The sequence below is a fragment of the Bradyrhizobium sp. 190 genome (genome assembly GCF_023073415.1).
Lineage (GTDB): Bacteria > Pseudomonadota > Alphaproteobacteria > Rhizobiales > Xanthobacteraceae > Bradyrhizobium.
In genome coordinates, this window is the sequence record NZ_JADPJL010000008.1 from 164,065 (window position 1) to 190,975 (window position 26,911).

Annotated in this window: 25 protein-coding genes and 1 pseudogene; 14 read left to right on the forward strand and 12 right to left on the reverse strand. The window is 61.7% G+C overall.

Translation table 11 applies throughout. The features are described from left to right. Positions 1–72: 72 nt before the first annotated feature. The 3 genes and pseudogenes from IVB22_RS04565 to IVB22_RS04575 all read left to right on the forward strand — a co-directional run. Positions 73–222 (forward strand): annotated as a pseudogene (locus IVB22_RS04565) (GspMb/PilO family protein); the annotation flags it as partial. After that, positions 219–1,409, forward strand: a complete 1,191-nt coding sequence (locus tag IVB22_RS04570; protein ID WP_247516121.1) for a bifunctional 2-polyprenyl-6-hydroxyphenol methylase/3-demethylubiquinol 3-O-methyltransferase UbiG — start codon at positions 219–221, stop codon at positions 1,407–1,409. The pseudogene IVB22_RS04565 and the gene IVB22_RS04570, both read left to right, overlap by 4 nt. Before the next feature lie 14 nt (positions 1,410–1,423). After that, complete coding sequence (locus IVB22_RS04575) at positions 1,424–2,236, forward strand: phytanoyl-CoA dioxygenase family protein (protein ID WP_247516122.1); 813 nt, start codon at positions 1,424–1,426, stop codon at positions 2,234–2,236. A 4-nt stretch (positions 2,237–2,240) separates the two neighbouring features. Here IVB22_RS04575 and IVB22_RS04580 read toward each other — a convergent pair whose 3' ends face one another. From IVB22_RS04580 to rffA, 3 genes are all read right to left on the reverse strand, one after another. Beyond that, positions 2,241–3,161 (reverse strand): hypothetical protein, encoded by a 921-nt coding sequence (locus tag IVB22_RS04580; RefSeq protein WP_247516123.1) that lies wholly within the window; start codon positions 3,159–3,161, stop codon positions 2,241–2,243. Then, complete coding sequence (locus tag IVB22_RS04585) at positions 3,161–3,874, reverse strand: WbqC family protein (protein WP_247516124.1); 714 nt, start codon at positions 3,872–3,874, stop codon at positions 3,161–3,163. Before IVB22_RS04585 ends, IVB22_RS04580 begins: the two co-directional genes overlap by 1 nt. Positions 3,875–4,198: 324 nt before the next feature. Continuing rightward, positions 4,199–5,341, reverse strand: a complete 1,143-nt coding sequence (gene rffA, locus IVB22_RS04590; RefSeq protein WP_247516125.1) for a dTDP-4-amino-4,6-dideoxygalactose transaminase — start codon at positions 5,339–5,341, stop codon at positions 4,199–4,201. A 280-nt stretch (positions 5,342–5,621) separates the two neighbouring features. On the opposite strand from rffA, the gene IVB22_RS04595 reads away from it, so the two are divergent. Further along, positions 5,622–6,329, forward strand: coding sequence for a class I SAM-dependent methyltransferase (locus tag IVB22_RS04595; protein WP_247516126.1), 708 nt, complete (start codon positions 5,622–5,624; stop codon positions 6,327–6,329). 56 nt (positions 6,330–6,385) lie between these two features. Then, positions 6,386–7,906, forward strand: a complete 1,521-nt coding sequence (locus tag IVB22_RS04600) for a lipopolysaccharide biosynthesis protein (protein ID WP_247516127.1) — start codon at positions 6,386–6,388, stop codon at positions 7,904–7,906. On the opposite strand, the gene rfbA is transcribed toward IVB22_RS04600, so the two are convergent. After that, positions 7,903–8,781 (reverse strand): glucose-1-phosphate thymidylyltransferase RfbA, encoded by an 879-nt coding sequence (rfbA, locus tag IVB22_RS04605; protein ID WP_247516128.1) that lies wholly within the window; start codon positions 8,779–8,781, stop codon positions 7,903–7,905. The two genes, IVB22_RS04600 and rfbA, sit on opposite strands and share 4 nt — an antisense overlap. Before the next feature lie 230 nt (positions 8,782–9,011). Between rfbA and IVB22_RS04610 the strand changes: the two genes are divergently transcribed. The 4 genes from IVB22_RS04610 to IVB22_RS04625 are packed head-to-tail and all read left to right on the forward strand — an operon-like array spanning position 9,012 to position 12,831. Then, a complete protein-coding gene (locus tag IVB22_RS04610) occupies positions 9,012–10,022 on the forward strand; it encodes a hypothetical protein (RefSeq protein WP_247516129.1) in 1,011 nt (336 codons plus the stop codon). A 32-nt stretch (positions 10,023–10,054) separates the two neighbouring features. Further along, the gene (locus IVB22_RS04615; protein ID WP_247516130.1) at positions 10,055–11,026 is read left to right on the forward strand and encodes a Gfo/Idh/MocA family protein; all 972 of its coding nucleotides are present in this window, start codon (positions 10,055–10,057) and stop codon (positions 11,024–11,026) included. Between the two features lie 6 nt (positions 11,027–11,032). Beyond that, positions 11,033–12,133 (forward strand): DegT/DnrJ/EryC1/StrS aminotransferase family protein, encoded by a 1,101-nt coding sequence (locus IVB22_RS04620; protein ID WP_247516131.1) that lies wholly within the window; start codon positions 11,033–11,035, stop codon positions 12,131–12,133. Then, a complete protein-coding gene (locus IVB22_RS04625; protein ID WP_247516132.1) occupies positions 12,133–12,831 on the forward strand; it encodes an NDP-hexose 2,3-dehydratase family protein in 699 nt (232 codons plus the stop codon). The genes IVB22_RS04620 and IVB22_RS04625 overlap by 1 nt, the downstream gene beginning before the upstream one ends. A gap of 24 nt (positions 12,832–12,855) precedes the next feature. Here the strand turns inward: IVB22_RS04625 and IVB22_RS04630 are convergent, their stop codons facing one another. The 8 genes from IVB22_RS04630 to IVB22_RS04665 all read right to left on the reverse strand — a co-directional run bounded on the left by IVB22_RS04630 (position 12,856) and on the right by IVB22_RS04665 (position 21,238). Beyond that, positions 12,856–13,647, reverse strand: coding sequence for a class I SAM-dependent methyltransferase (locus IVB22_RS04630; protein ID WP_247516133.1), 792 nt, complete (start codon positions 13,645–13,647; stop codon positions 12,856–12,858). Beyond that, positions 13,644–14,837 (reverse strand): glycosyltransferase, encoded by a 1,194-nt coding sequence (locus IVB22_RS04635; RefSeq protein ID WP_247516134.1) that lies wholly within the window; start codon positions 14,835–14,837, stop codon positions 13,644–13,646. The genes IVB22_RS04630 and IVB22_RS04635 overlap by 4 nt, the downstream gene beginning before the upstream one ends. Before the next feature lie 6 nt (positions 14,838–14,843). Then, on the reverse strand, positions 14,844–15,956 hold the full coding sequence (gene rfbB / locus IVB22_RS04640) for a dTDP-glucose 4,6-dehydratase (protein ID WP_247516135.1): 1,113 nt from the start codon (positions 15,954–15,956) through the stop codon (positions 14,844–14,846). 13 nt (positions 15,957–15,969) lie between these two features. Then, the gene (locus tag IVB22_RS04645) at positions 15,970–17,298 is read right to left on the reverse strand and encodes a hypothetical protein (protein WP_247516136.1); all 1,329 of its coding nucleotides are present in this window, start codon (positions 17,296–17,298) and stop codon (positions 15,970–15,972) included. A gap of 52 nt (positions 17,299–17,350) precedes the next feature. Beyond that, a complete protein-coding gene (locus IVB22_RS04650) occupies positions 17,351–18,316 on the reverse strand; it encodes a UDP-glucuronic acid decarboxylase family protein (RefSeq protein WP_247516137.1) in 966 nt (321 codons plus the stop codon). Positions 18,317–18,705: 389 nt separating this feature from the next. After that, positions 18,706–19,455: a glycosyltransferase family 2 protein gene (locus IVB22_RS04655; RefSeq protein ID WP_247516138.1), complete on the reverse strand. Its 750-nt coding sequence runs from the start codon at positions 19,453–19,455 to the stop codon at positions 18,706–18,708. Between the two features lie 11 nt (positions 19,456–19,466). Then, positions 19,467–20,933, reverse strand: coding sequence for a capsule biosynthesis protein (locus IVB22_RS04660; protein ID WP_247516139.1), 1,467 nt, complete (start codon positions 20,931–20,933; stop codon positions 19,467–19,469). Then, entirely contained in the window at positions 20,930–21,238 is a 309-nt protein-coding gene (locus IVB22_RS04665) for a hypothetical protein (RefSeq protein WP_247516989.1), read from the reverse strand. Before IVB22_RS04665 ends, IVB22_RS04660 begins: the two co-directional genes overlap by 4 nt. On the opposite strand from IVB22_RS04665, the gene pseG reads away from it, so the two are divergent. From pseG to IVB22_RS04690, 5 genes are all read left to right on the forward strand, one after another. Next, positions 21,128–22,186 carry a UDP-2,4-diacetamido-2,4,6-trideoxy-beta-L-altropyranose hydrolase gene (gene pseG, locus IVB22_RS04670; RefSeq protein WP_247516941.1) on the forward strand — a complete coding sequence of 353 codons (1,059 nt, stop codon included), beginning with the start codon at positions 21,128–21,130 and terminating at the stop codon, positions 22,184–22,186. The two genes, IVB22_RS04665 and pseG, sit on opposite strands and share 111 nt — an antisense overlap. A gap of 88 nt (positions 22,187–22,274) precedes the next feature. After that, on the forward strand, positions 22,275–22,673 hold the full coding sequence (locus tag IVB22_RS04675) for a GNAT family N-acetyltransferase (RefSeq protein ID WP_247516140.1): 399 nt from the start codon (positions 22,275–22,277) through the stop codon (positions 22,671–22,673). A 69-nt stretch (positions 22,674–22,742) separates the two neighbouring features. Further along, on the forward strand, positions 22,743–23,855 hold the full coding sequence (gene pseI, locus IVB22_RS04680; protein WP_247516141.1) for a pseudaminic acid synthase: 1,113 nt from the start codon (positions 22,743–22,745) through the stop codon (positions 23,853–23,855). Continuing rightward, positions 23,848–25,251, forward strand: a complete 1,404-nt coding sequence (locus IVB22_RS04685) for a surface carbohydrate biosynthesis protein (RefSeq protein ID WP_247516142.1) — start codon at positions 23,848–23,850, stop codon at positions 25,249–25,251. The genes pseI and IVB22_RS04685 overlap by 8 nt, the downstream gene beginning before the upstream one ends. A gap of 3 nt (positions 25,252–25,254) precedes the next feature. Next, entirely contained in the window at positions 25,255–26,769 is a 1,515-nt protein-coding gene (locus tag IVB22_RS04690) for a lipopolysaccharide biosynthesis protein (protein WP_247516143.1), read from the forward strand. Positions 26,770–26,911 lie beyond the last annotated feature (142 nt).

Below are 26,911 nucleotides of genomic sequence, written 5' to 3' on the forward strand. Positions count from 1 at the left end.
CAGCGCCGATCAAAAGAGCAGCCATGCTAACCTTTTGCCAGGCCATCGAACAAGTCGAGATGGGAACAGTCGGCGCTGCAAAAACTGCTATACGACCTTGAGGTTGGTATGCCATTCCTGTTCGTCGATCAGATCGGTGCGTTGGTTCCGCAGACCAACGCGACCCAGGAAAGCGGCGCGGGACGGACCATGATCGTGCTTGGCAATGAAGGAAATCGATGACGGCTACCCCGACCGGCGGCAACCGCGGCGCAGATGATCTGGGACAGGCTGCCGAAATATGCCCAAGCTGCGGACGCCAAGAGGGCGTGAGTCTGCCGATTCCCGCAGCCGGCCGTTCCATGCTGAGTGACGGGCGCGTTATCGCGCGGCCGCTCGACAAGCTATGGTGCCCGAGCTGCGGCCTGGTTCGCCATCGCCATCCGCCCACCGCCGCCGAAATCTCCGCGATCTATTCCGGCGCCTATGGACTGCCGGCCTTGACCGGTACCGGAGAAGAGGCCCGGGGCAGGGCCTATGCTGCGGCAATCGTCGATGCGATCGGCGGGCGCAAACCCGGCTTGCGGTTGATCGACGTTGGTTGCGGGTCGGGAGCGATGCTGCGTGCGCTCGGCGATTGCGACGAAGCGGCGACCTATGAGTTGACTGGTATCGATCCGGCGCTACCACCTGCGCTCGCGCAGGCCAATGAGCGGCTGACATTGATGCGTGGTTTTCCCGATCGCGACCTGGCCGGGCATGGTCCGTTCGATGCCGTGATATCGATCAACACGATCGAGCATACGCCGGATCCCGCGCAATTTCTTGCGACCCTCGCGTCGCTGATGACCCCGGACGGACAGACGATTGTCGTTTGTCCGACAACGGAATTTGCCAACGACGAACTGCTGTTCTTCGACCATTTCTGGAGCATCAGCCCGGCGGCGATGATTTCGTTCGCGGCTAGGTCCGGGTTGCGGATGGTCGGCCGCAGGGGGTTGGCGGCTCCGCTCGCCGGATTTCAACTGTTCAGGTTTGCACATTCAGCATCCGGCGAACCGGAAGCTGCCGTTGCTGACGTCTCGCCGGATGCGGTCGCTTACCTCGACGCCTGGACGGAACTGGACGCTTCGCTCGAACAGCAGTTGGCGGCGGCAGGCAATCCGGCGCAGGCGTTCGGCGCGGGGCAAATGGCGGCCTTGTTGCGCGCCTATGCGCCGCGAACATTTGCAATGCTCAAGCGATTCTTGTTGGATCGTCCAGAAGAAGCATGGCCGCTCGGTCCCGCGGTCCGCTATGATGGGTTCATGACGCTGGACGGCTGGACAACCCTTGTGGCAGTTCATCCTTCGGCGCAGAACGCCGTCGCGGCGCGGATCCGGGGCGATGGCGGGTTCGCCGTTACGCTTCCTGCCGCCATCAAAAACTAACCCAAGATGAGGCCATGACCAGATCTTACGGCATCAACGAACGTGCGGCGGCCGATAGCGACATCGACGCCGCGGTGGAAAGCTTGCGCACGCTCGGCTATGCGGTCGTGGACGGTGGCTACTCTGCCGGAGACCTCAGTGGATTTTCGCAAGGTTTCGACACTGCGCGCCGTGCTGCACACGCGGCTGCTGGCGGAACCGAAGCGCTGGCGCAAATCGACGAGCACAATACCGTCCGTACGCCATTCGCCTACGATAGAAGCCTGCTGGCGCTCGCGCGCAATCCGGCGATCCTGGAAATGTGCAAGCGGTTGATCAGAGGCTATCAGGTCCTGTCGCAGCAGAACGGGGTCATCAATCCGCCGGCCAAGACCTATAATCAGGGCGCGTGGCATCGCGATCTGCCGTATCAGCACGTCGTGTTCTCGCGGCCGATGGCGATCAATGCGCTGTTCTGCCTGGACGCCTTTACGACCGAGAACGGCGCAACGCTGGTGCTGCCGGCGACCCACAAGCAGGAGGAATTTCCGTCCGATCGCTTTGTCGACGCGTCGGCCGTGCAGGTCTGCGCGCCTGCGGGCAGCTACATCGTGCTGGATTGCATGCTCTATCACAGCGGCGCGCCGAACCGCTCAGGGACCGAGCGCCGGGCGGTCAACCAGGTCTACACCTCGCCGATCCTCCGCCAGCAAATCGATCTGCCGGCGTTCCTCGGCGATGATTTCACCGACGATCCCACCCTGCGCCGTCTGCTCGGATACGAGGTGACGACGCCGAGATCGGACGCCGAGTATTTTGCGATGCGCCGCGCAAAGCTTCCGAAGTGACGGTTCATTGCTCGAGAACGGCTAGTCCAAAACCCTCGCGGCCGTAACCATTGCCGTTGTAGAGCATGTAGCGGCGGCCGCTGTGGTCGAAAACGAACGGATAGGTTCTTTCCTTGTCTTCCCAGGTCTCCGCCGTGCCGACAAAGCGCAGATCCTGATCGCGCCGTTCCCAATGCTTGCCATCGGCGGAGCGCGCGAAGCCGAGTTCGTAATGCGGGCGTCGCCGCGCATACCACATCGAGAGGCTGTTATCCGGCTCGCGCAATACCACGGGCCGCGAAATCGCAAACTCCAGGGGGTCGGCTGCTGCGACATCGACCACGACGGCATCGGATGGCGTCCACCGGACCAGATCGGCGGAGTGCGCTTCCTTGATCACGTGCAGCATTTTCATGCCTTGCTGCCCCCAATGCAGATGAGAGCCGAACCACATGCGCCAGCCCGGCCCGTCGCGAAGCACAAAAGGGTATCCGACGGTAAACGGATTTTCCGGGCTGCGGCCGACCACCGGCACACTCAAGCAGCGGCGAAAGATTTGTCCGTCGTCGTCGCTCACGGCAACGCCGATAAAGTTGGTAAAGGGCACGTGCACCAGCACAGTCCATCCGAGATAGAAGGCATAGAGTTTTCCGTCATGCGCGATAACGGAGGAAACCGTTACGCCATCGGCGTCGAACGAGCCGCGCGCGCCCGGCGTCAACAGCGGTCCCCGCGGGTCGCCGAGCACCTCGAACCGGTTACCAACGATGGCGACGTCCACGGAAGCGGCCGACGACCGGTTGGACGCGTCGCGCGTCGAATAGAAGATCCGGACATTGCCGTCGGCAAGCGTCAGCGCCGTCGGGTACGCGGCATGGCTGACGGACCAGGGCTCTCCGGCGATCGGTGAGAACACCCTTCCGAGCGGCCGCCAGACGTTTTGCATCAGCCGCTCCCCACGGACGACTCGACCGTCATCGGACGGCAATGGGATGCGGCCGCAGGCCCCGTCGAGAACAGCAGATCGATCACGGAGACCGCGTGATCAAACGCAGGTCCGCGCTGCGGATAGGGCTGGTACGGTCCGTAGCTCATCCATTCGACTGCGATGCCGGCCGCGGCAAACGAGGGCTCGTCGAAATATTCGCGCGCCGAAGGCCCAGAGATATACTTCGTGGCGCCTGTCTTCATGCAGATGTCGAGCAGGCGTCCGGTTCGCGCGCCTTGCGGAGAGAATTCGCTGTCACGCACCATGGCGGTCGGGATATCGAGCCGCTTCATCAGCGCTTTCAGAAATAGCGTATTGACGTCGGTGAGCCGGTCGAGGCGTTCGGCGGTCTCGTAGACGGCTTTCAGCGCCGGCGCTTCCTCCGCGAAGTAGGGCGATTTGCGATAGGCCAGTTCGATCGATCGCCAGTGCTTGTCGGCCCATGGCTCCGCGAAACCAACTTCGTCGATCGATTGCTCGAACCGCGATTTGGTAGCGACCGGAATTGTCAGCCAGATCGGCCCGCTCGGCGTCATGATCCGGTTGCGGTTGTGCCAGTGCCGCTTCACATACTGTGCGCCGTCGAGCACGACATAGAGATCGGTGCGGCCAATCAGATCGAAGAACCCCTTCCACGGAATATAGCAGGATTGAATAATGGCGAGGCGCATCAAAGGCTTTCCGTATCAGGATGATCCAATCAGGGCCACCAGCTATGGGTGGCGGCGCCTTTTCCGACATAGCGCGTGGCTGCGACTTCGTCCACCGCGGACATCTTGTTGAACGACGAGCAGAGATGCTGGGTACGTCGATATCGGCACTTTCAAGCCGATCGCCCGGCCGAACAGGAACCCCGTCAAATCTGTGCCGGGCTGATACCTATCTCGTCAGCGGGGCCGTCGTCGCCTCATGCGGTTTCGACACGTCCTATGCGTCGTTCCGCGCCCGACGAATCGGACGCACTTTGATCTTTGCGGGGAGCGTATCGTTCCGGATTATTTCTTCAGGAGCGCGGTCAACACCTCGCACACTCGCGCCTGCTGGCTCTCGCTCAAGCCAAACCACATCGGCAGCCTGACCAGACGCTGCGATAGCGAGGTTGTCAGCGCCAACTCGCCATGCGCACGTCCATAGCGTCGGCCGCCCGGCGACGAATGCAGCGGGACATAGTGGAATACCGCGCCGATCCCGTTCTGTTTCAGTCCGTTAAGTACCTGCTGGCGATCGATTTCGGGCGCCAGCAGAACGTAGTACATGTGCCCGTTGTGCTGACAATCCGCCGGCACGATCGGTCGGCGAAGCAAGCCCTGTCGTTCGAGCGGTTCGAGCATTTGATGATAGCGGCGCCAGATCGCCATCCGTTCGCTGGTGATCTGCTGCGCCTCTTCGAGTTGTGCCCACAGGAAGGCGGCGGTGATTTCGTTAGGCAGAAATGACGAGCCGACATCCTGCCAGGTGTATTTGTCGACCTCGCCGCGGAAGAATCGGCCGCGATCGGTTCCCTTCTCGCGCATGATTTCGGCGCGTTGCACGAGCTCCGCGTCCCGCACCAGAAGACTGCCGCCTTCGCCCGAGATGATGTTCTTGGTTTCGTGAAAGCTGAAGCTGCCGAGGTCGCCAATCGCCCCGAGCGCCCGGTTCTTGTAACCAGCCATGATTCCCTGCGCGGCATCTTCCACGACCTTGAGATCGTGGCGCCCGGCGATCGCCATCATAGAATCCATCTCGCAGGAGACACCGGCGTAATGCACAGGAACGATCGCGCGCGTCCGCGTCGTGATCGCGTCCTCGATCAGCTTTTCATCCAGATTGAGCGTGTCCTCCCTGATATCGACGAACACCGGCACCGCGCCTCGCAACACAAACGCGTTGGCGGTCGACACGAAGGTGTAGGAGGGCACGATGACCTCGTCGCCGCTCTTGATGTCGAGCAGCAGCGCCGCCATGTCCAGCGCCGAGGTGCAGGAGTGGGTCAGCAGCGCCCTGGCGCAGCCGGTTCGTTCCTCGATCCATTGATGGCAGCGCTTCGTGAAGGCCCCGTCGCCGGAGAGATGGTGGTTGCGCTGCGCCTCGGCTGCATAGACCATCTCATTGCCGGTGGCATGGGGTCGGTTGAACGGAATGTAATCTGCTGTCACGGTTTCACTTTGATGCTTGTCGGGGCATTTGCCCCTGGTTCGAGAGTGCGCAAATTGGCGGTTTCCGCCGCGGGAATCAACGGCCGATCTCTGCCTGGTCGTAACGACGCCGATGCCTTGGCGGGCCGCGGACGCCAAAGCGCGGGGGACGCCGAAACTGCCGCGCCCGGCAGGCTTGCTGATTATTGTTGCATACGTTAGTGACGGCCGGAAAAGCGCTTCGTCGCGCCGTGGCGGCCCCGGAATCCCCGGACTTTTCGATCAAGATGGGAGATTTTCCTTGAAGCGGCTTCTGGTATCCGTCCTGAAGGGTATCAACTGGTTCATGCGCCTGTTGGTCGGCTGGACCCACTTTGCGCAGTTTGCCGTGCAATGGGGCATCAAGCCGAGGCCCGAATGGTTCGATCATTTTCTCGATCAGTACTGGCAATGGGGCGCAACGAACAACAGTCTGTTTGTCGAGCGCGGCGTGTTTTCCCGGCTCGTCCTCAAAGAGAATTCGAGGATGCTCGAGATCTGCTGCGGCGACGGGTTCAATGCAAGGCACTTCTACTCGACGAGGGCCCGGTCGGTCATTGCTCTCGATTTCGACGAGGATGCAATCCCGCACGCCAAGCGGTACAATTCCGCGCCAAATATCACATTCATCAAGCAGGACATCCGCGCCGGGCTTCCGGACGGGCCGTTCGACAACATCGTGTGGGATGCGGCGATCGAGCATTTTACCGAAAAGGAAATCGATTCCATCATGGGCGCGATCGTCGAGCGCCTCGGTGCTGACGGCATCCTCAGCGGTTATACGCTGACCGAAGACAAGACCGGCAAGAAGAGCAATGCCCTGCACGAGTACGAATTCAAGGACAAGGAAGATCTGCGGCGCTTCTTCTTGCCGCACTTCAAGTTCGTGCGCGTGTGGGAAACGATCTATCCTACCCGGCACAATCTGTATTTTGTGGCGTCCCAGACCCCGGTCGAAATGTATGGCTAGGCCGTTGCCGTCTTGACCGCATGCCATTGGAGCGCACCGTTCCGGAGAGGGCGTCGATGACCGGTTCCCCAAGCCGCGCGCGCCGTCTCTCGCAAGGCTGGTCGGCAAATCTCCTGCAAATGGCGTTGGGAACAGCGCAGCAAGTCGCGCTGGTCCCCATCTTCCTGCACTACTGGTCGAACGATGTGCTCGCCGCGTGGCTGGCGATCTATGCCGCCGGAAATCTCGTTCTGATCGTTGATGCCGGCCTGCAATTTCGCGCGATCAACCGTTTTTTTGCGTTCAAGTCCAGCGTCGACAGCGATCGTCGTACCGGACAATTCTATGCCGAACTGCGGCGGATCTATCTTGGGCTCGCGGGGACGCTCGCTGTCGCCACGCTGATCCTCATTCATGTGCTTCCGCCTTCCGCGATGCTTGGCTTTGGCGCGATCGCGCAATTTGACCTGGCGTTCGGCGCGATGATCGTTGGCACACTCCTCACGCTGCCGGTCAATATTGCGGCGGCACTTTACCGCGCGCGCGGCCTCTACGGGCGAGCGGTCAAGCTCATGAATCTCGGGATGCTTGGAGCCTTGCTCGGGCAACTTGTGGCCGTCACGCTGACCCAAAGCCTGTTTTACGTCACCATCGTCTATGTCGCGGCGCAAATGCTGGTTGCGGCCTATCTTCTGATGTCGGATGCGCCGCGGCTGTTTCCGTTTCTGCGCGGGGTACGTGCAACGCGTTCGTTGGGCTGGATCGCCGGCCAGTTTCGCAAGGCAGCTCCATTCGCGGTCGCAAGCGCCGCCGATCTGGCATTGCTCAATCTGCCGGTGCTGCTGGTCAGCGCGCTCGTGTCCGACCGGGTCGCGGTGGCACAATGGGGCCTGACCCGCGTCGTTGCCGGGCTGATACGGGTGCTTTGCGTCCAGACGACCCTTCCGCTGGCCGCCGAGCTCGGTCACGATTATGCCGTCGGCCACCGGGAACGGTTGCAGGGCCTGTACGCGCGCGGCTCCGTGCTGGTGGCGCTGCTGGCGAGCGTCGTGGTTTCGGGCCTGTTGCCGTTCTGGCCGGATTTTTTCGCGCTTTGGACGCACGGCGCCATCCCTTACGATGGCCCGCTGACATTTGTGCTGCTGATCGGTACGGCTGCGGTGGCCCCCTCGATCCTCGCGCTGGGCTACGCGAATTACAGCGATCGGGGGCCGCTTTTGCTGCGGACCAAGGCGCTGCAACTGGTCCTGTTCCTCGTTCTGTCGGCGATCCTGATTCCTTCGATCGGGCTGCTTGGAGCGGCCATTGCCGTCGTCGCCAGCGAGCTCCTGATCCAGTTCGGTGTGCTCGGACGCATCATCATCGGGCAAACGCTGCAGCATCCGCTGCGGCATTTGTTGTTCCTGGCCACGGTGATGGTCACCGTGACGCTTGCCGGATGGGCGCTGGGAACGGCGATCCGGCTTGCCGTCCCGCTGGCAGAACCGTTGCGGTTCTTCGTCGAATGCGGGCTATGGCTGGTTGTCGTCGCAGTTGCAGCCAGTCCGCTGGCGATCGAGAGGGTCCGCAGCAGACTGACTGCAGCTATACCCCGCTAGCGAGGAATCGTCGCCTGGCGAATGAGGTATTGGCCGTAGCCGGTATTCTTCATCGGCTCGGCAAGGCGCAGCAGTTGTTCGGTGTCGATGAAGCCCTGGCTGAACGCGATTTCCTCCGGGCAGGCGATCTTCAGGCCCTGACGCTTCTCCACGATGTGGATGAACTGCGAGGCTTCGAGCAGCGATTCATGCGTGCCGGCGTCGAGCCAGGCGTAGCCGCGGCCGAAACGTTCGGCGTTAAGGTCGCCGCGTTCCAGATACCACTGGTTGACGTCGGTGATCTCGAGTTCCCCACGCGGCGACGGCTTCATCTCGCGCACGACGTCGACGACGCGTTCGTCATAGAAGTAAAGCCCCGTCACGGCGTAGTTGGATTTCGGCGCCTTCGGCTTCTCCACGATCCGCAACGGCCGATGAGAGGAATCGAACTCGATGACGCCATAGCGCTCGGGATCGTCGACCCAGCACGCGAACACCGTCGCGCCGCGGCTCTGCTGCGCGGAGGTGCGCAACAGCGCCCGCAGATTGTCGCCGTAGAAGATGTTATCGCCGAGGATCAGCGCGCAGGATCCGCCGGCCAGAAAATCCCGCCCGATCAGGAAAGCTTCCGCGATACCGCCGGGATGATCCTGGACGGCAAAGGAAAGCTCGATGCCCCATTGCCGTCCATCACCGAGCAGGCGCCTGAACTGGTCGATCTCCTCCGGCGTGGTGATGATCAGGAACTCGCGCAAGCCCGCCATCATCAGCGTTGTGAGCGAATAATAGATCAGCGGCTTGTCGTAGACCGGCAATAGCTGCTTCGAGGTCGCTAGCGTTAGCGGATAAAGCCGCGTGCCGCGGCCGCCTGCCAGAATGATACCTTTGCGATTCATGCGCCGAACTCTTCGCGGGTGGCGGGAGTGGAGGGGCCTCGTTAGCACGCGCCAACCGGCGCACAAAATGCTTTCCGGGCCCCATAGCGGAAATATTTCAATGGTTTACGCGGACATGCACGCGTTGCGCCGTCGCTATGGGTGCGATAGGAATGGCCTATTGCGGCGCTTTATGACGCAATGTCGGTGACGCACCGGCGCAATTCGCGACCTGAGCTGCGACGGGGATCATGGCCAACCGCGCCTATTGTACCTATTTCGATCACAACTACCTGCCACGCGGGCTGGCGCTCTACCATTCGTTGCAGCGGCATGCGCGGGGCGCGGAGCTCTGGGTGCTATGCCTGAGCGAGGCCTGTCACCGGGCTCTGACTGCGCTCGATCTGCCCAATCTGGTCCCGGTGCGGCTGGCCGACTTCGAGGGCGCCAATCCCGACGTCGCGGCCACGCGCTCCACGCGCAGCCTGATCGAATATTATTTCACGTGTTCGCCGGCCTGGATGCTTTTCGTGTTGAACGGCAAGCCGGATGCGGAGTGGGTCACATATCTCGACAGCGATCTCTTCTTCTTCGCCTCACCCGATCCGATCTACGATGAGATGAAGGACGCGGCGTTCGGCATCGTTCCACATCGTTTCGCCCGAGGGTTGGAAGGTCAGCGCAGGTTTGGACTCTACAACGTCGGCTGGGTAAGCGTTCGCAGGCGCAACGACGGGGTCCAGGCCTTGCGTTGGTGGCGCGAGCGCTGCATCGAATGGTGCTATGACCGGGTGGAGGGCGATCGCTTCGCTGACCAGCGCTACCTCGATCGATTGCCGGAAATGTTTGGCGGGGTCCATGTCATCTCGCATCTCGGGGCCAATCTCGCACCTTGGAATTTTGCGGACTGCGATCTGCAGTGGAAAGATGGCGGGGTAGAGATTGAGCGACGATATCCGCTGCTGTTCTTTCATTTTTACGGGGTAAAGCGCAGCGGCGGCTATTATTTCAATAGCCACCGGCTCTATCACGCGCCATTTTCCAGCCTGATGAAGCATAAACTGTACGAGCCCTACACGGCGGCGCTCGCGGAGGCCGAACGGGCGGCGGCGCCTTATCTGAAGGACCAGCAGATCGATACGATCCGAAAGCCCGTCGCCACCACCCTCGGCGACCGCATGTCCAACGCGTTGCGGAAGGCGAGAATGATGAGCATCCGGGGCCTTGATATCCTGACCGGCCGGGCTATCGCGGCCCGGTAGTCCGAACAATTCCTTCGGGAGATTCTTCACACATGCGGCTGCTGATCCTTGGCTATTCCTCGATCGTCGAACGGCGGGTGATACCGGCCGCGGCGAAAGTCGAAGCCATCGCGCAGATATCGATCGCAAGCAAGAGTCGGCCACAGCCTGATGGGTGGCCAAAGCAGGGGCGCTTCTTCAACGATTATGCCGCGGCGTTGCGCGACAGCGATTCGGACCTCGTCTATCTTTCGCTGCCGAATGCGATGCATGAGCACTGGGTGATGGCGGCGCTGGCTGCCGGCAAGCACGTCGTGGTCGACAAACCGGCGATGATGACATTGACGGGCAGCGAGCGCGCGGTGGATGCGGCGCGGCGCGTCAATCGCGCCGTCGCGGAGGCGACGGTGTTCGGCTATCATCCGCAATTCGAGGCGCTTGCGGCCTTCGTCGCCGAACACGGTCCGCTGACGCAGGCAGCCGTGCAATTCATCATTCCGCCGTTGCCGATCGGAAATTTTCGCAATCACCGCGAGCTGGGCGGAGGCTGCCTGCTGGACATGGCGCCATACGCTGCCGCAACGATGCGAATCCTCGGCGGTGAGGCGGCGTCGGAAATCACGGCTCTGGCCGGTGGCCGGCATCCGGAAACCGGTGTCGACACGGGCTTTTCGGTCCTGGCCCGGCTCGGCAATGGCGGCGTATTTTCCGGCCATTTCAGCTTCGAGGGCGAGTATCAAAATCGCTTGCTCGTTGTGAGCCGTTCGGGGTCTGTGTTAATAGAGCGCGTCTTCACTCCACCCGCCGATCATCGGATGGAATGGCGCCGGCGCGTACGCAATGTCGATGATGTCGTGACGTTCGAGCCAGCCGATACCTTTGCTCGGTTCCTGGAGGCGGTGACGTCGGCGATCGACGGCGGCAATCACAAGAGCTTCCACCGCGATCTCTTGAGCGATGCCCGGTGTCGGGACATGATCGCGACGGCGCTCGCATCCCAGAATCCGCCGCATCAGCGCGTGTGAGAGACAATGCCAATCAACGTGTGGGACTACTTACGGGAATACGACGAACTGCGCGACGAGATACTCGCTACCGTCGATCGGGTGTTTGGATCGGGGCGGCTGGTGCTCGGACAGGAAGGCGTCAAATTCGAGCGCGAGATGGCCACCTATCTGGGCGTTGCAGGCGGCGTCGGCGTGAATAGCGGAACTGACGCGATCTACATCGCGCTGGCGTCTCTGGGGGTCGGGGCCGGCGACGAGGTCATTACCGTGCCCAATACGGCCGTGCCGACGGTCTCGGCGATCCGCACGCTTGGTGCCACGCCGGTCTTTGTTGACGTGCGCGAAGATGATTTCCTGATGGATGTCGGGCAGGTCGAGGCGGCGATCACGCCGCGCACCAAGGCGATCGTTCCGGTGCATGTGTACGGCCAGTGCGTGGATCTCGATCCGCTGATGGCGATTGCCGGGCGGCACGGGCTGAAGGTGATGGAAGACTGTGCGCAGTCGCAGGGGGCGCTCTACAAGAATCATCAGTCCGGCAGCGTCGGTCACGCCTCGGCGTTCTCGTTCTACCCGACCAAGGTGCTGGGCGCCTATGGCGACGGCGGCATGGTGTTGAGCAACGACGAGGCGGCGATCCGGCTTGCGCGCAGTCTCCGCTTCTATGGCATGGAAACGCAGTATTATTCCGAGCGCCACGGTTACAATTCGCGTCTCGACGAGGTGCAGGCTGCGATCCTGTCGCTGAAACTGCCGCGTATCGATAGCTGGATAGAGCGGCGGCGGGAGATCGCCGCGCGCTACGAGCAGGGTCTCGCCGGAAGCGGCCTCGTGCTGCCGCGCGAGAACGCCCATAGCCGCCATTCCTATTATGTCTATGTGGTAGAACACCCGACGGATCGCGACGGGGTGCTGGAGCGGCTGGCGAAACGCGACATCAACTGCAACGTGTCCTATCGTTGGCCGATTCACATCATGCGGGGTAGCGCCGATCTCGGCTATTGTGAGGGCCAGTTCCCGGTTGCGGAGCGCAAGGCGCAGCGCATTTTCTCGCTGCCGATGTATCCGCACCTGAAGGACGAGGAAGTCGATACCGTGATCGAAGTGCTCAGGGACGTGATTTGATGGCCGAGCGCGCGCATCTCGACTGGTTTCGCGAAAGGCTCGCGGCTTCCAAAGCGATCGAGCCGACGGATCCCGCGCCGATCCTGGCGTGGCGGGACGAGCGCTGCCGGGCGATCCGCTTCGAGGCCGAGTTGATCGGACTCGATGACGTTCGGGGCTGGTCGCGAGACGCGCAAGGCAATGTGCGGCACAAGTCCGGGCAGTTTTTCGGGGTCGAGGGCGTACGTGTCGAAAGCGGCGACCTGCGCGAGGTCGCCTCGTGGGACCAGCCGATCTACACCCAGCCCGAAGGCGGTATCCTCGGACTGGTCGCCCGCGAGACGCCGGATAGTGGCGTCCAGTTTCTGTTGTACGCCAAGGCCGAGCCGGGCAACGTCGGCGTGCTCCAGCTCTCTCCCTCCGTTCAAAGCACGTGGTCCAATATCAGGCGCGCGCATGGTGGAAAGCTGTCCCCGATGCTGGAGGTGCTCACCGCCAAGGCCGGGGTTCGTATCATTTACCGGGCAGAGCACAATGAAGAGGGCGGCCGGTTCTGGCGCAAGTCGAACGAGAACATCATCGTGTTTGTCGACGATGAGAGCGTGATCGAGTCCGACATGGCGATGTTTTGCTGGGCGAGTCTTGGCCAGATCAAGGAGCTTGCCTTGATCGACAACGTGCTGAACCCCTTCGTAAGGACGATCATCGCGCCGTTGTAGTTCGGGGAACGGGCCTGCGTCCGGTCAGCGTGCCTTCGAAAACAGGTATGTTTCGGTCGTCGAGCGATGGCCTGTCACCTCGGATACGTCATAGGGAATGCAGGGCCATTCGCGCTGCAGCCGAAGCCCGGCGTTCCGGCAAACCGACATCAATTCGCTCTTGCCGAAGACGATCTCGACGACCGGCGCACCATAGGCGAACTTTCGCAAGTATGTGGTCTGATGATCGTCGAATACCGGCACGGTGTGCAGCACGCAGTACCGCCCGGCCACGCGTGCTGCTTCGCGGATCGCCTCCTGATAGTCGATGATGTGCATCAGCGATACGCCGTTGAAGACGATGTCGAATGCATCGTCCGGATAGGGCAGCCGGGTCGCGTCGGCGACCTCGAACGTATCAGACGGATAGCGGGAATGCGCGCGCGCGATCATCGCTTCCGAATAGTCGATGCCGGTATAGCGCACGCCGCCGGGGACGAGACGTGCGAAGACTTCGGAATAATAACCGCTACCGCTGCCGACTTCGAGCAGGCGGGCATCGGCGAGGCCGGTCGCAGCAACGGCCTCCGCCGCGACGGCGAAATCGAGCCGCGGTTCGCCGTTCTTCATGTCGGCAATCAGGCTCCGATAGGCGCGTTCCTGGCGAGCCACGGTGCGCGCCGCAAGCCAGCCGCTCGATGATGCGGCTGCATTGCGAGCATCCTCCACGCCGCCAAGCACCTTATAGTCGGTCGAGGTCAGAACATGTCGGCGCAGGATCGGCGTCGCCTTGACCACGTGCTTGCCGACCTGCCTGACGATGCGGGGTAGCTTCATCGCGGCTTCCGCAGGGTTTCAACGAAACCAAGGATCTCCGCGGCGCGATGGCGATAGGTATGTTGCGCCATGGTTCTCGCCTGGCCCGCACAGGCAATCGTATTGCGACCATCGGTATCGTCGATCGCGCGACCGATGACCTCAAGACAATCTTCAACCGAGCGCCATACCGCGACCTCGCGGTCCGGTGCGAACAGGGTGTGCAGATTGTCCTTGAAATCGGTCAGCAGGAACGCGCCGACGCCGGTGGCCTCGAACAGCCGCATGTTTCCGGCTTCCCGCCCGGCCATGTCGATGTGGGAATTGAGCGTGATCTTCGAGCGCCGCAGCGCCTGATACATCTCGGCGCCCCAGACTTCGCCCTGAAAGCAGCGATGCAGCGGGGAGGAGGCTGGCAGCGTCTGCGGCGGGTTGCCGAACAGCTTGAGATCGTAACGTTCGGCGACCGCCCCGAGCAGGGCGATCCGCTGTTGGTGGTCCGGCGATACCGTGCCGACAAAGGAAACCTCGATGTCCAGGGCGGGCGTCGGCGGCAGCGCTTCGAGAATGGCGGGTTCGAACGCCAGATGATTGACTTCCGCCCGTACACCGAGACGGCGGAAGAAATCCACCGTCGCGAACAGTTGCGACATCATCAGATCGTAGACGGACCAATCCACGCCGCGGGACGGCGCAATCCCGATCTGCCCGATCAGGATGGGGTTGCCGATCGTCTTGATGCGCCGCATCAGCCTGGGGTCGACGTGGAAGGTGTCCTGGTTGAGCACCGCGTCTGGTTTGAATTCCTCGATCTGGGCCAGCAGGATGGCCTCGGCCTGTGCGTCGAGGCTGGGACTGAGCCCGACCTTACGGGCCAACGGTCGCAGCATCGGCTTTAGCGGCGTCACGGCACGTTGCAGCCAGGCTGGAAGCGAGGTGCTTCCGCTCGGAGTGGCGGGCCCCGCCGATTCGACGGCCATCCCGTGCTCGCGCGCCCATGCCGTCTGTAGCCAGGCATTGTTGACGTGTATCTCTGCCGCCGAGTGGCCGAGTGCGGCAAAGTTCCGCGAATAGAAATCGGCGACGCCGAACAGGCTGGCATTTCGCGCCGCCATCTGGGCCGCGTAACCGGCGCTTCCGAGTCCTGGCTGGCGGCGATACAGCCAGCTCAGGAAACGCGGGTAGTCCGCATTGAGCACCAGGATGCGCATGAATGGCTAGACCGCGCGCCGGAAGCCGTAATTCTTGTCGATCCACGCCTTGTAGGCGCCGCTGGTGACGTCACGCCACCATGGCTCGTGGTCGAGATACCATTGCACGGTCTGCTTCAGTCCGCTCTCGAAACCGACGCTGCAGCGGCTGCCGAGTTCGGTCGCGAGCTTGCTGGCGTCGATCGCATAACGGTGATCGTGGCCGGGACGGTCCGTCACATAGGTGATGAGCGTGCGGCAGGAGCCGGCGCTAGCTGTGGGACAGGACGGAAAGCGCGAGGCGAGGCGAGGGTCGGCTGCGAAGGCGGCATCGATCGTATCGCAGATCAGGCCCACCACGTCGCGGTTGTTGCGCTCGTTGCCGCCGCCGACATTGTAGGTTTCGCCGGTGCGGCCGCGCTCGATCACGTTGATCAGGGCGTCGCAATGATCTGATACGTGCAGCCAGTCGCGGACATTGGAGCCGTCCCCGTAGACCGGCAGCGGCTTGCCTTCCAGCGCATGGATGATCATCAGTGGAATGAGTTTTTCCGGGTGCTGATAGGGGCCGTAATTGTTGGAGCAGTTCGTGATCAGCGCCGGCATGCCATAGGTCGCGACAAAGGCGCGGACCAGGTGATCGCTTCCGGCCTTGCTCGCCGCGTAAGGCGAGTTCGGACGATAAAGCGAGGATTCCGTGAAGGCGGGATCAGTCGCGCCGAGCGAGCCATAGACTTCGTCGGTCGAAACGTGGAGAAATCGCGCCTCATCGAGCATCGCCGCCGCGCGCCAGCAATCGAGCGCCGCCTGCAGAAGCGTGAACGTGCCGAGCACGTTGGTCTGCAGAAACGCCTCCGGATCGCTGATCGAGCGGTCGACATGCGACTCGGCAGCGAGATGCGCCACGCGGGAGAATTTACGTTCGTCGAACAGGCGCTGCATCAGCGCCGCGTCGCCGATGTCGCCCTTCACGAACTGGATACGGCGATCGGCAATCAGCGGCTCCAGGCTGCGGACATTGGCCGCATAGGTCATGGCATCGACCACGGTCAGTCGGTCGGCCGGCCGCGCGGCTAGCCATGCGTGCACCAGGTTCTGGCCGATAAAGCCCGCGCCGCCGGTGATCAGAACGCTTTGCATCGAAACCCTCCGGTCACGTAGCCGCAGCTTCGATCTTCCGATCGAACATCGTGCGCGGCATGATGTACCACAGCAGAAACAGGAACCCGGCGCCATGTGTCAACAATGCCGTCGTAAAGGGCACATTGAGAAAGGTCTGGGGAAGCAGTGCTGCCGAGATCAGCACGAATCCCGGCGGCAGTCCGGCCGACGCACGGTTGCCGAGCGCGATCACGAGCCCGCATGCCAGCGCCGCCAGCGGCGCGAGATACAGTCCGACCGAGGCGATACCCTCTGTCGCAAACATAGACGCGTTGATGTTGCCGATCTGGTAAGTCTTTTCCATCACGAGCGATAGCTGCTCCTGATAGGGACAACTCATCAACGGCTTCAGGAAGGATATTTGGCAGAACCAGGTCAGCGGGTGACTTGAGAAGAAGTCGTTGTAGATGTCCATGGCGCTGGATGGGGTCGCCATCATTCGGATATTCACCAGGCCGAAATAATGCTGTGTATAGCGGTTGAGGTACGCTGCCATCAGGATCACGCCGAGAAGCATGGGCAAGAGAATCGACAGGATGGTTGCAGCTCTGGGCTCGAAAATCCTCGAAAGCACCAGCAACATAACGACCCACGCCGTCGAAAACAGCGCAAATTTGCTGAGCGTGATCGGATAGAACAGCAGCATCAGGAGGAGCGGTACGGCAGCCCACCAGCGGCGATTGAGCGCCAGATAACAGGCGCAGGCGAACGGCAGCAGCACGGTGGACAGAATTCCGGTCAGGTAACGTACCGGCGCCGGAAAGTTGAGTTCGTTGCGAAAATCGTAGATCTGCCTGATCGACACCAGTCTGAAATTGTAGAATGAGGCCGCGACGATCGTGCCCAGCGCCAGAACCAGAATGAACATCAGAAGGTATTCGAGGGCGCGAGGCGACAGCACGTACATCTGTTTGGCGGGCGCCCTGACGAGGAGAGCGGGAAGCAGAAACAGCACCGCCGAAGCGGCGGCCGAAAGGCCCGCCAGCCGGTGATCGTAGTTGAATTTGGAGAAGTTGTTGAGCCAGATGAAGCCGAGCACCATCGTGAACAGGCTAAAGCCGACGAAGTAGCCAAAGCTGAAGCGGGCGAATATGAAAAACAGCGAGACGGTAGAAAACGCTCCGACCGCAGCAATCGCGTAGTTAGCCCGCGCAGCGTCGTACAACATGTACGACTGCCAATGCGCAACCTGTACCAGCGAGGTGCAGCAAATGACGATGTGAAGGCATACCAGCACGTACAGGCTGAAGCGCGAGCCGGATGCCAGCCGAATGCGTTCCATAATGTCCGGAGCGCGCTTGCTTTCTGACGAATGCATCATGGACATCGCGCCGCCACGCGAGGTGATAACTGAAACGATTGGCTTTCTCTGACTACGACAGTTCGAGCGAGCGCCTGAAATAGGCGATGGTTTCCTTCAGACCATCGGCGAGCGCTACCTTCGGTTCCCAATTCAGCAGCGCCTTCGCCTTGGAGAGATCGGGCTGGCGTTGCCGCGGATCATCCTGCGGCAGCGGCTTGAAAATGAGCTTCGAGCGCGAGTCCGTATAACTGATCACTTTCTCGGCCAGTTCCAGAATGGTGAATTCCGAATTGTTGCCGAGATTGATCGGTCCGGTGCAATCTTCGCCGGTCAGCATCAGCCGGGTAATTGCCTCGACGAGGTCGTCGACATAGCAGAACGAGCGGCTTTGGCCGCCGTCGCCGAACACGGTGATCGGGTCGCCCTTCAACGCCTGGACGATGAAGGATGAAACGACCCGGCCGTCGTTCGGCTGCATCCGCGGACCATAGGTATTGAAGATGCGCGCAACCTTGATCGGCAGGGCATGTTGCCGCCAATAGTCGAAAAACAGGGTCTCGGCGCAGCGCTTGCCCTCGTCGTAACACGAACGAATCCCGATCGGATTGACGTTGCCCCAGTAATCCTCGGTCTGCGGATGGATCAGGGGATCGCCATAGACCTCGCTGGTCGAGGCCTGAAAGATCGGGGCCCGCAGACGTTTGGCGAGACCGAGCATGTTGATCGCGCCATGCACGCTGGTCTTGGTGGTCTGCACCGGATCGCGCTGGTAGTGGATCGGCGAGGCTGGGCAGGCCAGGTTGAAGATCGCATCGACCTCGATGTAGAGCGGAAACGTCACGTCGTGCCGGATCGCTTCGAACATCGGGTTGGACAGCAGGTGGGCAATGTTCTTGCGGCTGCCGGTGAAGTAGTTGTCCGCACACACCACTTCCGCGCCCGCGGCGAGCAGCCGTTCACTCAGGTGGGATCCGATGAACCCTGCGCCGCCGGTGACGAGGATGCGGCTGTCTTTGTAGTTTCGGTCAAAAGCCATCGTGATTCCCGGGGTTGCCGCTTCGAGCGGCTGGCTTGCTTCACGTCCTGTGACGGGGCAGCCGAGTGGTATCGGCAACGGCAAAGTTCGCCAATAGCATTGTCCGTGAGAGAGGTGTCATAATACCGTAATCCCCGGTTAAGTCCCTGAAGGAACTGCTCACTCGTCCTTGCAGCGAGGCGAAATACAGGTGTCCCCCAATAGGTAGCGAACCGCGCTCGACCTGGACTAGCGCCGCGAGCTCCTGGCTGGTTTCAATCGCGCTGGTTGCGTAGACGGCCAGGCCGGTTGCCCTGAGGGACCGGCAGGCGGCTGATGGGGACTACGCTCACTATCCGGTTTCGGAACCGCGCGCGGGGCCCGCGAATCCGAAACCGTTTCAGCGGTCATCAGAACTCCCGGCGCTTCAGCCAGGCGCGCGCGCTCCAATGCGCGAAGCACCAGGCGGATTTGATCGGCGGAAGCTGCTCCACGTTGCGGTAGATGTGCCAGACCCAGCCGGCGGACCGCAGCGGGCGGCTGGAGACCGATGCGCCCCGCACGCGGTAGCGGGCGAGGTCCTCGTTGAGCCCATGGGCGGCGTGTCCCGGCTTGAGGATACTCAGCCAGAGGCAGAAATCGTCATACGGTTCGTTCTTCATGGCAATGTTGCCCGCGATGTCGCGGTCGACGAGCGCCGTCAGGGTGGCGATCGAGGTGTTCTTGAGCAACTGCTCGTAGGTTAACGAGGCCGGCACCTCGATCAGGCGGCCGGTGACCGATCCCGTCTCGTTGATGCGGCGAAACGCCGTGTAGCTCAGCGCCGCACGCTTCGCCTGCGCGAAGGCGATCTGCCGTTCGAGCTTGGCGGGCAGCCACAAATCGTCGCTGTCGAGAAACGCGATGAAGCGGCCCTGCGCCTGTTCGATTGCGGCCTGGCGGGCAAGCGCCGGGCCCCCGTTGCGGGCCTGGCGGATCAGCTTGACCCGCGGATCCTGCACCGCATGGCTTTCCACGATCGCGGCGGTCTGGTCGGTCGAACAGTCATCGACGATCAACAGCTCCCAATCCGTCATGGTCTGGGCCTGAACGGAGGCGATGGTTTCGCCGATCAGCGACGCCACGTTCCACGACGGGGTGATGATCGAAACGAGCGGCATGGAGAAGCCTTTCAATCCGCGCGGCGCGGTTCGGCGATCGCGGACAGCAGCGAAGCCGCAAACGTATCGAGCTGCTTGGGATCGCTGATATAGAGTTCGCCTGGAAACGATTGCCGCCAGGCGGTTTCGAAATAGGGCGCGGTATCGGCAGGGTCGAACGGCGGCGCGGCCAGCGCGTCGCGAAGCCGCTGCGGAACGTCGGCAACGCGGTCGACGGCGAACACCAGCGGACAGGAGCGATAGAATGCATCGCCCATTACCACGACAGGCTTGCCGAGCAGCACGGCTTCGGCGCCCGATTTGCTGTTGACCGAGACAATCGCATCGGCGCGGCCAAGCACCGTGTAATTGTTGGTTTGCGGCGGCAGCAGAACGAAATTATCAAAGCGGCGCGCAAGTTCGAACAGGCGGCCGGCCGGGATCGCGCCGATCTGGGCTGGATGCTCCTTCACCACGAGGACATGCGTATCCGGGATGGTGCGCAGCAGGAAATCGATGGTCGCGACCTGATCGAGATATTCCGGCGAGCGAAGCGTCAGCGCCATATCAGCCGGCACGTGCAGGGGGTAGTAGACAAACGGTCCGTCCGGCATTGGGCGATAAAGTTTCCGCAGCCGTGTCGCGCCGACCGCCATGGCGGCATGCGCGCGGGCATGGCGGAGGTTATGTCCGAACTCCTGATGCTTGCCGAGTGCGAACTGGTCCCAGAGCTTCTCGACCAGGCGGCGCGCGTTCCGCGCGTTGGCGATCTTGTTGAATGCCGCCGAATATTGGTGGCGGTCCTTTTGCGGAATCACGATGGATTGCTGCCGCAAGGTGTCGTCGAGATAGGCGCGCACGTCAGCGGAGACCGCGTCCGCCGGCGTCCGCATCGTGTCGGGGGCGGCAAGGCTGTCCGGTGTGTAATAGAGTCTGCCGCGAAAGAACGACGGCTCGATGAACCAGTTCCGGACATCGCGTTTCTTCGCGGCGTAGAAGCAGGCGATCACCGAGAGGAATCCGCCGAGTTCCTGAACAGCCAACGCCTGCCGGCCCTCGGCCGCCAATCGATCGAGCACGACTTCCATCGCGTTGCTGTAGATCATGAACCGCCGGCGCAGCGCGGCGGTATCGCGAATGCCAAAGGTGACGCGCTCATGGCTGAACAGGAAGTTCGTTCCATCCAGGCCGTAGTCAGCGATCCGCGTAGCGAAGGCGCGCTGGTCTTCGACCGGGGGGCCGCCATGAAGGCCGGTCCGGTACATGTTGATGACGGAGATACCTTGCGCCTCCGCCATTTCCGCGCTGCGATCGTCAAAGGCGAGCAGTTGCACCTCGCATCCCGCCTGGCGCAAGCGCTGCGCCACGGGAATCCAGAACCTAGTCTGGTATTCGGCGAGGGTCGTGATCAGGATAACGTCGTCGTTGCGCGGCGGCATGCCTTGCCGAATGTTGCTTTGCTGGTGTCTGGGATTATAGAGTATAGCGCGATGGTTCAAGTGGCGCTCCGGCGCAGCCTGGACCGGACATTGGCGGCTGGTTCGTGGGTCAGCGGATAGCACGGCCATTGTAACGGGTCGACCTCTCCCGCAACCAAGCGTTCCGGATATAATCCAAGGCCAGTTTGATGAACGCTGTGCAACGGGTCGTAGTCCGCGTCGATGCTTCCATCGAAATGGGCATGGGGCATCTCATGAGGTGCCTCAGCCTGGCCCGCGCTTTGGCCGACGACGGCGCGAACGTGTTCTTCCTGTTGCGCAGCCATGCCGCGGGCCTGACGCGCCTGATCGAAGGCGAGGGACATTCCGTGCGGCTGCTGCCCGATCCCGATCGCCTTCCGGACGCTTTGGCTGCGGACGGAACCGCCCATGTGCACTGGCTGCCGACGACCTGGCAGAAGGATGCCGAGCAGACATTGGAGGCGATCGATCGCATCGGGCCTGTCGACTGGCTCATCGTCGACCACTATGCACTCGATGCGAGGTGGGAGCGCATGCAGCGCAAGCGGGCGCCGTGCATTCTTGCGATCGACGATCTTGCCGATCGGAACCACGACTGCGACATCCTGCTCGACCAGAACCTGGTTCTGGAAATGGAACGCCGATATCGTGGCCTGTTGCCGAAGACATGCAAGCTGCTGCTGGGCCCGCGCTATGCGTTGCTGCGCCCTGAATTTGCCGAGCAGCGCAAATCGCTTGGCGGGCGCAGCGGAAAGGTCAGCCGCATTTTCGTGTGCTATGGCGGTTCCGATCCGTCCAATGAGACGGCGAAGGCGCTCGCGGCGATCAAGCGTCTGTCGGGAAATCCGCTCCCAGTGGATGTCGTCGTTGGCCTGAGCAATCCGCACGGCAGTTCGGTTGCAACGATGTGCGAGGAACTGCCGGGCGCTGTATTGCATCGTGGGGCTGATAACATCGCCGATTTGATGGGTCGCGCCGATCTCGCGATCGGGGCTGGCGGGGTCATGTGCTGGGAGCGGTGCTGCCTCGGGCTGCCGACGCTTGCGGTCGACATCGCACCCAACCAGCTCGATGTGTTGACGGCGCTGGCCGCAGCCGGCGCGCTTGTCTATTTGGGTTCAGCCGCTAGCGTGACGGAGGACCAAATGGCGCGTTCCCTCGAAGCCCTGCTGCGCGATCCGGCGCGGATACGGGCGCTGGGCAAAGGGGCGCTGGCACTGGTTGACGGGGAGGGCCTGCGCCGTGTCTGTGCGGAGTTGGAGGCATTTCGGCCGAGATCAGCCCAATTCTGAAGGTCGGCGGTACGAAACCCCGGCGTGCCTTTTGGTTTGACTACGTGCAAGTCTACCCCTATTGAAGCCGATCAGGCGAGATTGCCGAATGATTGACCGTTTTCAAATACGGCCGGCCACGAGGGACGATGCCCGACGGTTGTTCGATTGGCGGAACGATGAATCGACCCGCAACATGTCGAAGAGCAAGAGCCTGATCCCGTGGGAAGATCACCTGGGCTGGCTCGATCGGCGCCTGAAGATGGATCAGCCCAACCTCTTCGTGTTCGAGGTCGATGGACAACCTGTTGCCACGTTCAGGATCGATGGCAGGGATCTGTCCTATACCGTTGCACCGGAACACCGTAACCGCGGGGTTGCAAAACTCATGCTGAATGAAGTCAGGTCGCGCTTTGGCAGTCTTCGTGCGCATGTTTACTCGGACAATGTGCCGTCAATAAAGGTTGCGCAGAGCGCGGGCATGGACGTTGTAATCGTGGATGAATGACCAGGTGAAACGATCGGATAGCCGCGCACCCTGCCGCCGCCAGTATGTTATAAATGTCGGGAGCAATCGATGACCAAAACGATCTCTATCGCGGGTCGTTCAATTGGCCTTTCGCATCGCCCATTTGTTATCGCCGAGATGTCGGGCAATCACAATCAATCGCTTGACCGCGCTTTGGCGATTGTTGAAGCCGCGGCAAAGTCCGGCGCGCATGCGCTGAAGTTGCAGACCTATACTGCGGATACGATGACCCTCAATCTTGGCGAGGGCGAGTTTTTCATCGACGACCCGAACAGTTTGTGGCGCGGTACCTCGCTGCACAAGCTCTACCAGGAGGCCCACACTCCCTGGGAGTGGCATGCGCCGATCTTCGAGCGCGCCCGCGCGCTCGGAATGATACCATTCTCGACGCCGTTCGACGCGACTGCGGTGGATTTCCTCGAGCAGCTGGGCGTGCCCTGCTACAAAATCGCCTCGTTCGAAAACACCGATCTTCCGCTGATTCGCAAGGTTGCGGCGACCGGCAAACCCATGATCATCTCGACGGGCATGGCTACCGTTGCCGACATCGACGAGGCGGTCCGGACGGCGAGGGAGGGGGGGTGCGAGGACATCGTGCTGCTCAAATGCACGAGCACCTATCCGGCTGCGGCCTCTGACACCCACCTGCTGACCATCCCGCACATGCGTGCGCTGTTTAACTGCGAGGTGGGGTTGTCCGACCACACATTCGGCATCGGAGCGGGCGTGGCGAGCGTTGCGCTCGGTGCAACCGTGATCGAGAAGCATTTTACGCTGGCACGCGCCGATGGCGGCGTCGATTCGAGTTTCTCGATGGAGCCGCCCGAGATGATGGCGCTGGTGGTTGAGACCGAGCGCGCGTGGATGGCGCTCGGCGAGGTCCATTACGGATTGACCGAGAAAGAGCAGAAGTCGCGGGTCTTTCGTCGCTCGCTCTATGTTGCTGAAGATCTGGCCCCGGGCGACATGCTGACGGAAAGCAATTTGAAGATCATCCGCCCGGGTCTCGGACTGCCGCCGAAATATTTCGATACTCTGATCGGCAAGCGCGTCGGCCGCGCGGTGCGGCGCGGCACTCCAATGAGCTGGGATTTGCTGACGTCGGACGACGACAATGTTTCGACATCGCCGCAGCAAATGCCGCGGGGCGCTCGTGCCTGACCAGTCGCATGTCTGCCTGATCGTCGATAATCCACTTCGCGATCTGGAAGGATTGGTCTTGCTGGGTCGGCAGCTCGCAGCCAGAGGGGCGATCGTCACCCTGGTCCCCATGTATGAGCAGGGCTTCGACGTGCCGGCGTTGCGTCCGCATCTGGTGCTGGTGAACTATACCCGGCCCAATAACGCTGATCTTATCAAGTCCTACAAGCGCGCTGGGATTCTGGTCGGCGTGCTGGATACCGAAGGCATCGGCGGCAAGAATCCCGACCAGTTTGCCGAGATGGTCAAGAGCGTCGGCTGCACCGATCTCGTCGACCTTTATTGCGTCTGGGGACAGGCCCAGCATGCGGCGTTCCTGCGCAACGGGACGGTGCCGGTCGAGCTGCTTTACGCGACAGGGTGTCCTCGCTACGACTTCTGCGCGCCTCCTTGGCGCGCGGCACTTCCGAAACCGTCGATCGAGCCCGGCTACGTACTCATCAACACCAACTTTCCTGTGGTCAATCCGCGGTTTTCCGATGGTTCATCGGATGAAGAAGAGGCGATGGTTCAGGCGGGTTTTTCGCGGGAGTTCGCGCGCCAGTTCGTCATCGACGCCGGCAAAGCGTACCGGTCGGTGCTTGAGACGTCGACCAAGCTCGCGAAGCACTTCGCGGATGTCCAATTCGTCCTGCGCCCGCATCCGTTCGAGAACATCCGGTCCTATGATGCGCTCGCCGAGTTGCCGAATTTTCACGTACGCCAGGACGGTACGTCGCTGGAATGGATCAGCGGCGCGAGCCTGTTGATTCACCAGAATTGCTCCACCGCGATCGAGGCAACCATGCTGAAGGTGGAGCCCTTGAGCATGGAGTGGTTCAACACGCCGTGCTTGCGGCTGGACGCCGCGACACGGGTGAGCCGTGGCGCCGAATCCGAGGCTGTTCTGATTGAACTGGTTCAGCAGGGGCTTGAGGGACGGCTGTGCCCAGTTCCCAAGGAAACCGAGCAATTTCGGCAGCAAATCATCAGCGACCTCTTTACCGCCGTCGACGGGGCGAACTCGTCGCGCGTCACGACAGCGGTTCTCGATGCGATCGCGGCGGCACGCGGGGGAAACCGCCGCGCATCCGCGCTCGAGCGACCGTCGCTCCGCGGCACTGTGGTGGACGCGGTCCGCCGCGTTCTCGGCCACAAGGCAAACGCAGCGCTCCGCCGCAGCTACAGCGGCCCGGAAAACGAACGCCGCCGTCTCGGCAAGGCGTTCGAGCCCGAGCTGGTGAATTCGGTGCTACAGCGCGTCTGCGCCGCTTCAGGGGACGGCCGGAAATTTGTCGCTCAACGGGTCACAGGTAACTCGCGCCGGATGTCCCGGGCGTTGAGCGGCGCAAGCCTGCGGTTAACGGAAGCGAATTGACCGATGCTGCGGCGTTTTTTGCACAATACGGCGATCTCGGCTGTCGCCTACGGGCTTGCGGGAGTATTGGGCCTCTTGGCCGTCGGCCTCATTGCGCGATCGTACGGCGTCGCCGTGCTGGGCCTGATCGTGCTTGCACGGGCGTTCCTACCTTCCGGATTCCTAGCGTTGGTTGATTTAGGAGTTTCCGAGATCACAACGCAAGCCGTGGCTCGGGGAAGGGGCGGCGACTGGGCGGTGGCCAGCGAGAAAGTGTCACTGCTGGCCGTCATCGCTGGTGCGACGGGAATCGCTTCCGGCATGGTGCTATGGATCTGCGCGGCGTCGCTTGCGATGATTTTCAAGGTTGCCCCCGACGAGACCGAAGCGTTCGTTTCCATTCTGTCGGTCACCGCGTTCGTACTTCCGATCGCCTTTCTCGGCCTCATCGCGGAGGGCGCGCTGAAAGGTTTCGAGGAATACGGCTGGTTGCGGTTGACGGAGGTTGGCAGCAACGCGCTCTACGTCGCTGCGGTCTATGTGGCGGTATGGCGCGGCGCTCCCTTTGAGTGGATTGCGTACTCCTATCTCGCGACTATAGTCGTCAAGTATTTCATCCTCGGATTTGTCGCTTGCTTGTTGGCGCGTAGCAGCAGGATGTTGCGCTTGATTTCGTGGGGCCGCGATAGCCGGCAGGATGTCATCCACCGTTGTTGGTTGATGTTCAACAGTCGGATCGTCGGAACATTGCAACAGACGGCGCCGCCTCTCTTGATCGGCGTTCTGTTTACTCCAACCGAGGTTGGGACCTTCGATCTGCTCACGCGTCTGCCGCGTTTCCTGAAGGCGACAATGGCACCGCTTTACTCGGTAATTCTTCCAATCTCGACCCACATCGAAGAGTCGACCGATACGCGCCGGCTGCAGATGCTCGGCCGCAACGGCCTGATCTTGCCTGCTGCGATCGTGATTCCCGTGCTCGTTGTCATCGGTCTGTTTTCCCAGGAAATATTGAGGGTGTGGGTAGGACCGCAGCACGCCGATCAGTGGCCGTGGATGGCGCTCTCACTGTTCATCCCTGCCGTGAGCATCATGCTCGGCGCCGGCCAAACCGCCTTGATCGTGAGGCCGGATTTCTTGCGTCTCAACACCAGGTACCTTTATTGGCAAGTGTTTACCCAGTACGCGGTGACGGCGCTTACAATTGTCTGGTTCCGCGAGCGAGCCTTCATTTTGGGATGGGTTCTGTCCCATGTTGTATTTGCTCCGCTTATTGCGCGCGGGATGCTTTCGTTCATGAGCTTGCCTCGGTCCCTGTTTTGGGATCAGGTTCGCCGACAGGCTGTCGTCGCTGTCATACTCGCGGTGACGATAGGGGCCTATAAGATGTACTTAAGCCCGGTGAGCTTCGCCGGACTCGTGGTTGTCGGGGGGCTTGGTTGCATTGCCGCATGGGTCTTGAGTGCCGCGCTGATTCTCTCGCCCAAGGATCGCGCCATGTTCGGCCGATTTATGCGGGCGTTTACCCAACGGCAGTAACCGATCAATTGAGTCCTCGACAAGGGGTTGCGAGGTTCCGAGGCCACAGATCGTGGCGGTGGCGTGTCTTTTCTTGCCGCAATAGGCCGGTTTTGCTAGTGAACGCGCTCAGGGGTGGCGAACAGGTCGAAACCCGTTCGAC

Bases quoted from the DNA above. Each gene is read 5' to 3' on its own strand.
- IVB22_RS04665 (WP_247516989.1), bottom strand. From the start codon at position 21,238: ATGTCCCTCGCCTTCGATCAGGCGCGTCAGGCCCGCGGCATGGCTGCG.
- pseI (WP_247516141.1), top strand. From the start codon at position 22,743: ATGACCAAAACGATCTCTATCGCGGGTCGTTCAATTGGCCTTTCGCAT.
- IVB22_RS04635 (WP_247516134.1), bottom strand. From the start codon at position 14,837: ATGCGCATCCTGGTGCTCAATGCGGACTACCCGCGTTTCCTGAGCTGG.
- IVB22_RS04620 (WP_247516131.1), top strand. From the start codon at position 11,033: ATGCCAATCAACGTGTGGGACTACTTACGGGAATACGACGAACTGCGC.
- IVB22_RS04655 (WP_247516138.1), bottom strand. From the start codon at position 19,455: ATGCCGCTCGTTTCGATCATCACCCCGTCGTGGAACGTGGCGTCGCTG.
- rfbA (WP_247516128.1), bottom strand. From the start codon at position 8,781: ATGAATCGCAAAGGTATCATTCTGGCAGGCGGCCGCGGCACGCGGCTT.
- IVB22_RS04625 (WP_247516132.1), top strand. From the start codon at position 12,133: ATGGCCGAGCGCGCGCATCTCGACTGGTTTCGCGAAAGGCTCGCGGCT.
- IVB22_RS04580 (WP_247516123.1), bottom strand. From the start codon at position 3,161: ATGCAAAACGTCTGGCGGCCGCTCGGAAGGGTGTTCTCACCGATCGCC.
- IVB22_RS04575 (WP_247516122.1), top strand. From the start codon at position 1,424: ATGACCAGATCTTACGGCATCAACGAACGTGCGGCGGCCGATAGCGAC.
- rfbB (WP_247516135.1), bottom strand. From the start codon at position 15,956: ATGCAAAGCGTTCTGATCACCGGCGGCGCGGGCTTTATCGGCCAGAAC.
- pseG (WP_247516941.1), top strand. From the start codon at position 21,128: ATGAGGTGCCTCAGCCTGGCCCGCGCTTTGGCCGACGACGGCGCGAAC.
- IVB22_RS04610 (WP_247516129.1), top strand. From the start codon at position 9,012: ATGGCCAACCGCGCCTATTGTACCTATTTCGATCACAACTACCTGCCA.
- IVB22_RS04585 (WP_247516124.1), bottom strand. From the start codon at position 3,874: ATGCGCCTCGCCATTATTCAATCCTGCTATATTCCGTGGAAGGGGTTC.
- IVB22_RS04600 (WP_247516127.1), top strand. From the start codon at position 6,386: ATGACCGGTTCCCCAAGCCGCGCGCGCCGTCTCTCGCAAGGCTGGTCG.
- IVB22_RS04690 (WP_247516143.1), top strand. From the start codon at position 25,255: ATGCTGCGGCGTTTTTTGCACAATACGGCGATCTCGGCTGTCGCCTAC.
- IVB22_RS04615 (WP_247516130.1), top strand. From the start codon at position 10,055: ATGCGGCTGCTGATCCTTGGCTATTCCTCGATCGTCGAACGGCGGGTG.
- IVB22_RS04675 (WP_247516140.1), top strand. From the start codon at position 22,275: ATGATTGACCGTTTTCAAATACGGCCGGCCACGAGGGACGATGCCCGA.
- IVB22_RS04650 (WP_247516137.1), bottom strand. From the start codon at position 18,316: ATGGCTTTTGACCGAAACTACAAAGACAGCCGCATCCTCGTCACCGGC.
- IVB22_RS04645 (WP_247516136.1), bottom strand. From the start codon at position 17,298: ATGATGCATTCGTCAGAAAGCAAGCGCGCTCCGGACATTATGGAACGC.
- IVB22_RS04630 (WP_247516133.1), bottom strand. From the start codon at position 13,647: ATGAAGCTACCCCGCATCGTCAGGCAGGTCGGCAAGCACGTGGTCAAG.
- IVB22_RS04570 (WP_247516121.1), top strand. From the start codon at position 219: ATGACGGCTACCCCGACCGGCGGCAACCGCGGCGCAGATGATCTGGGA.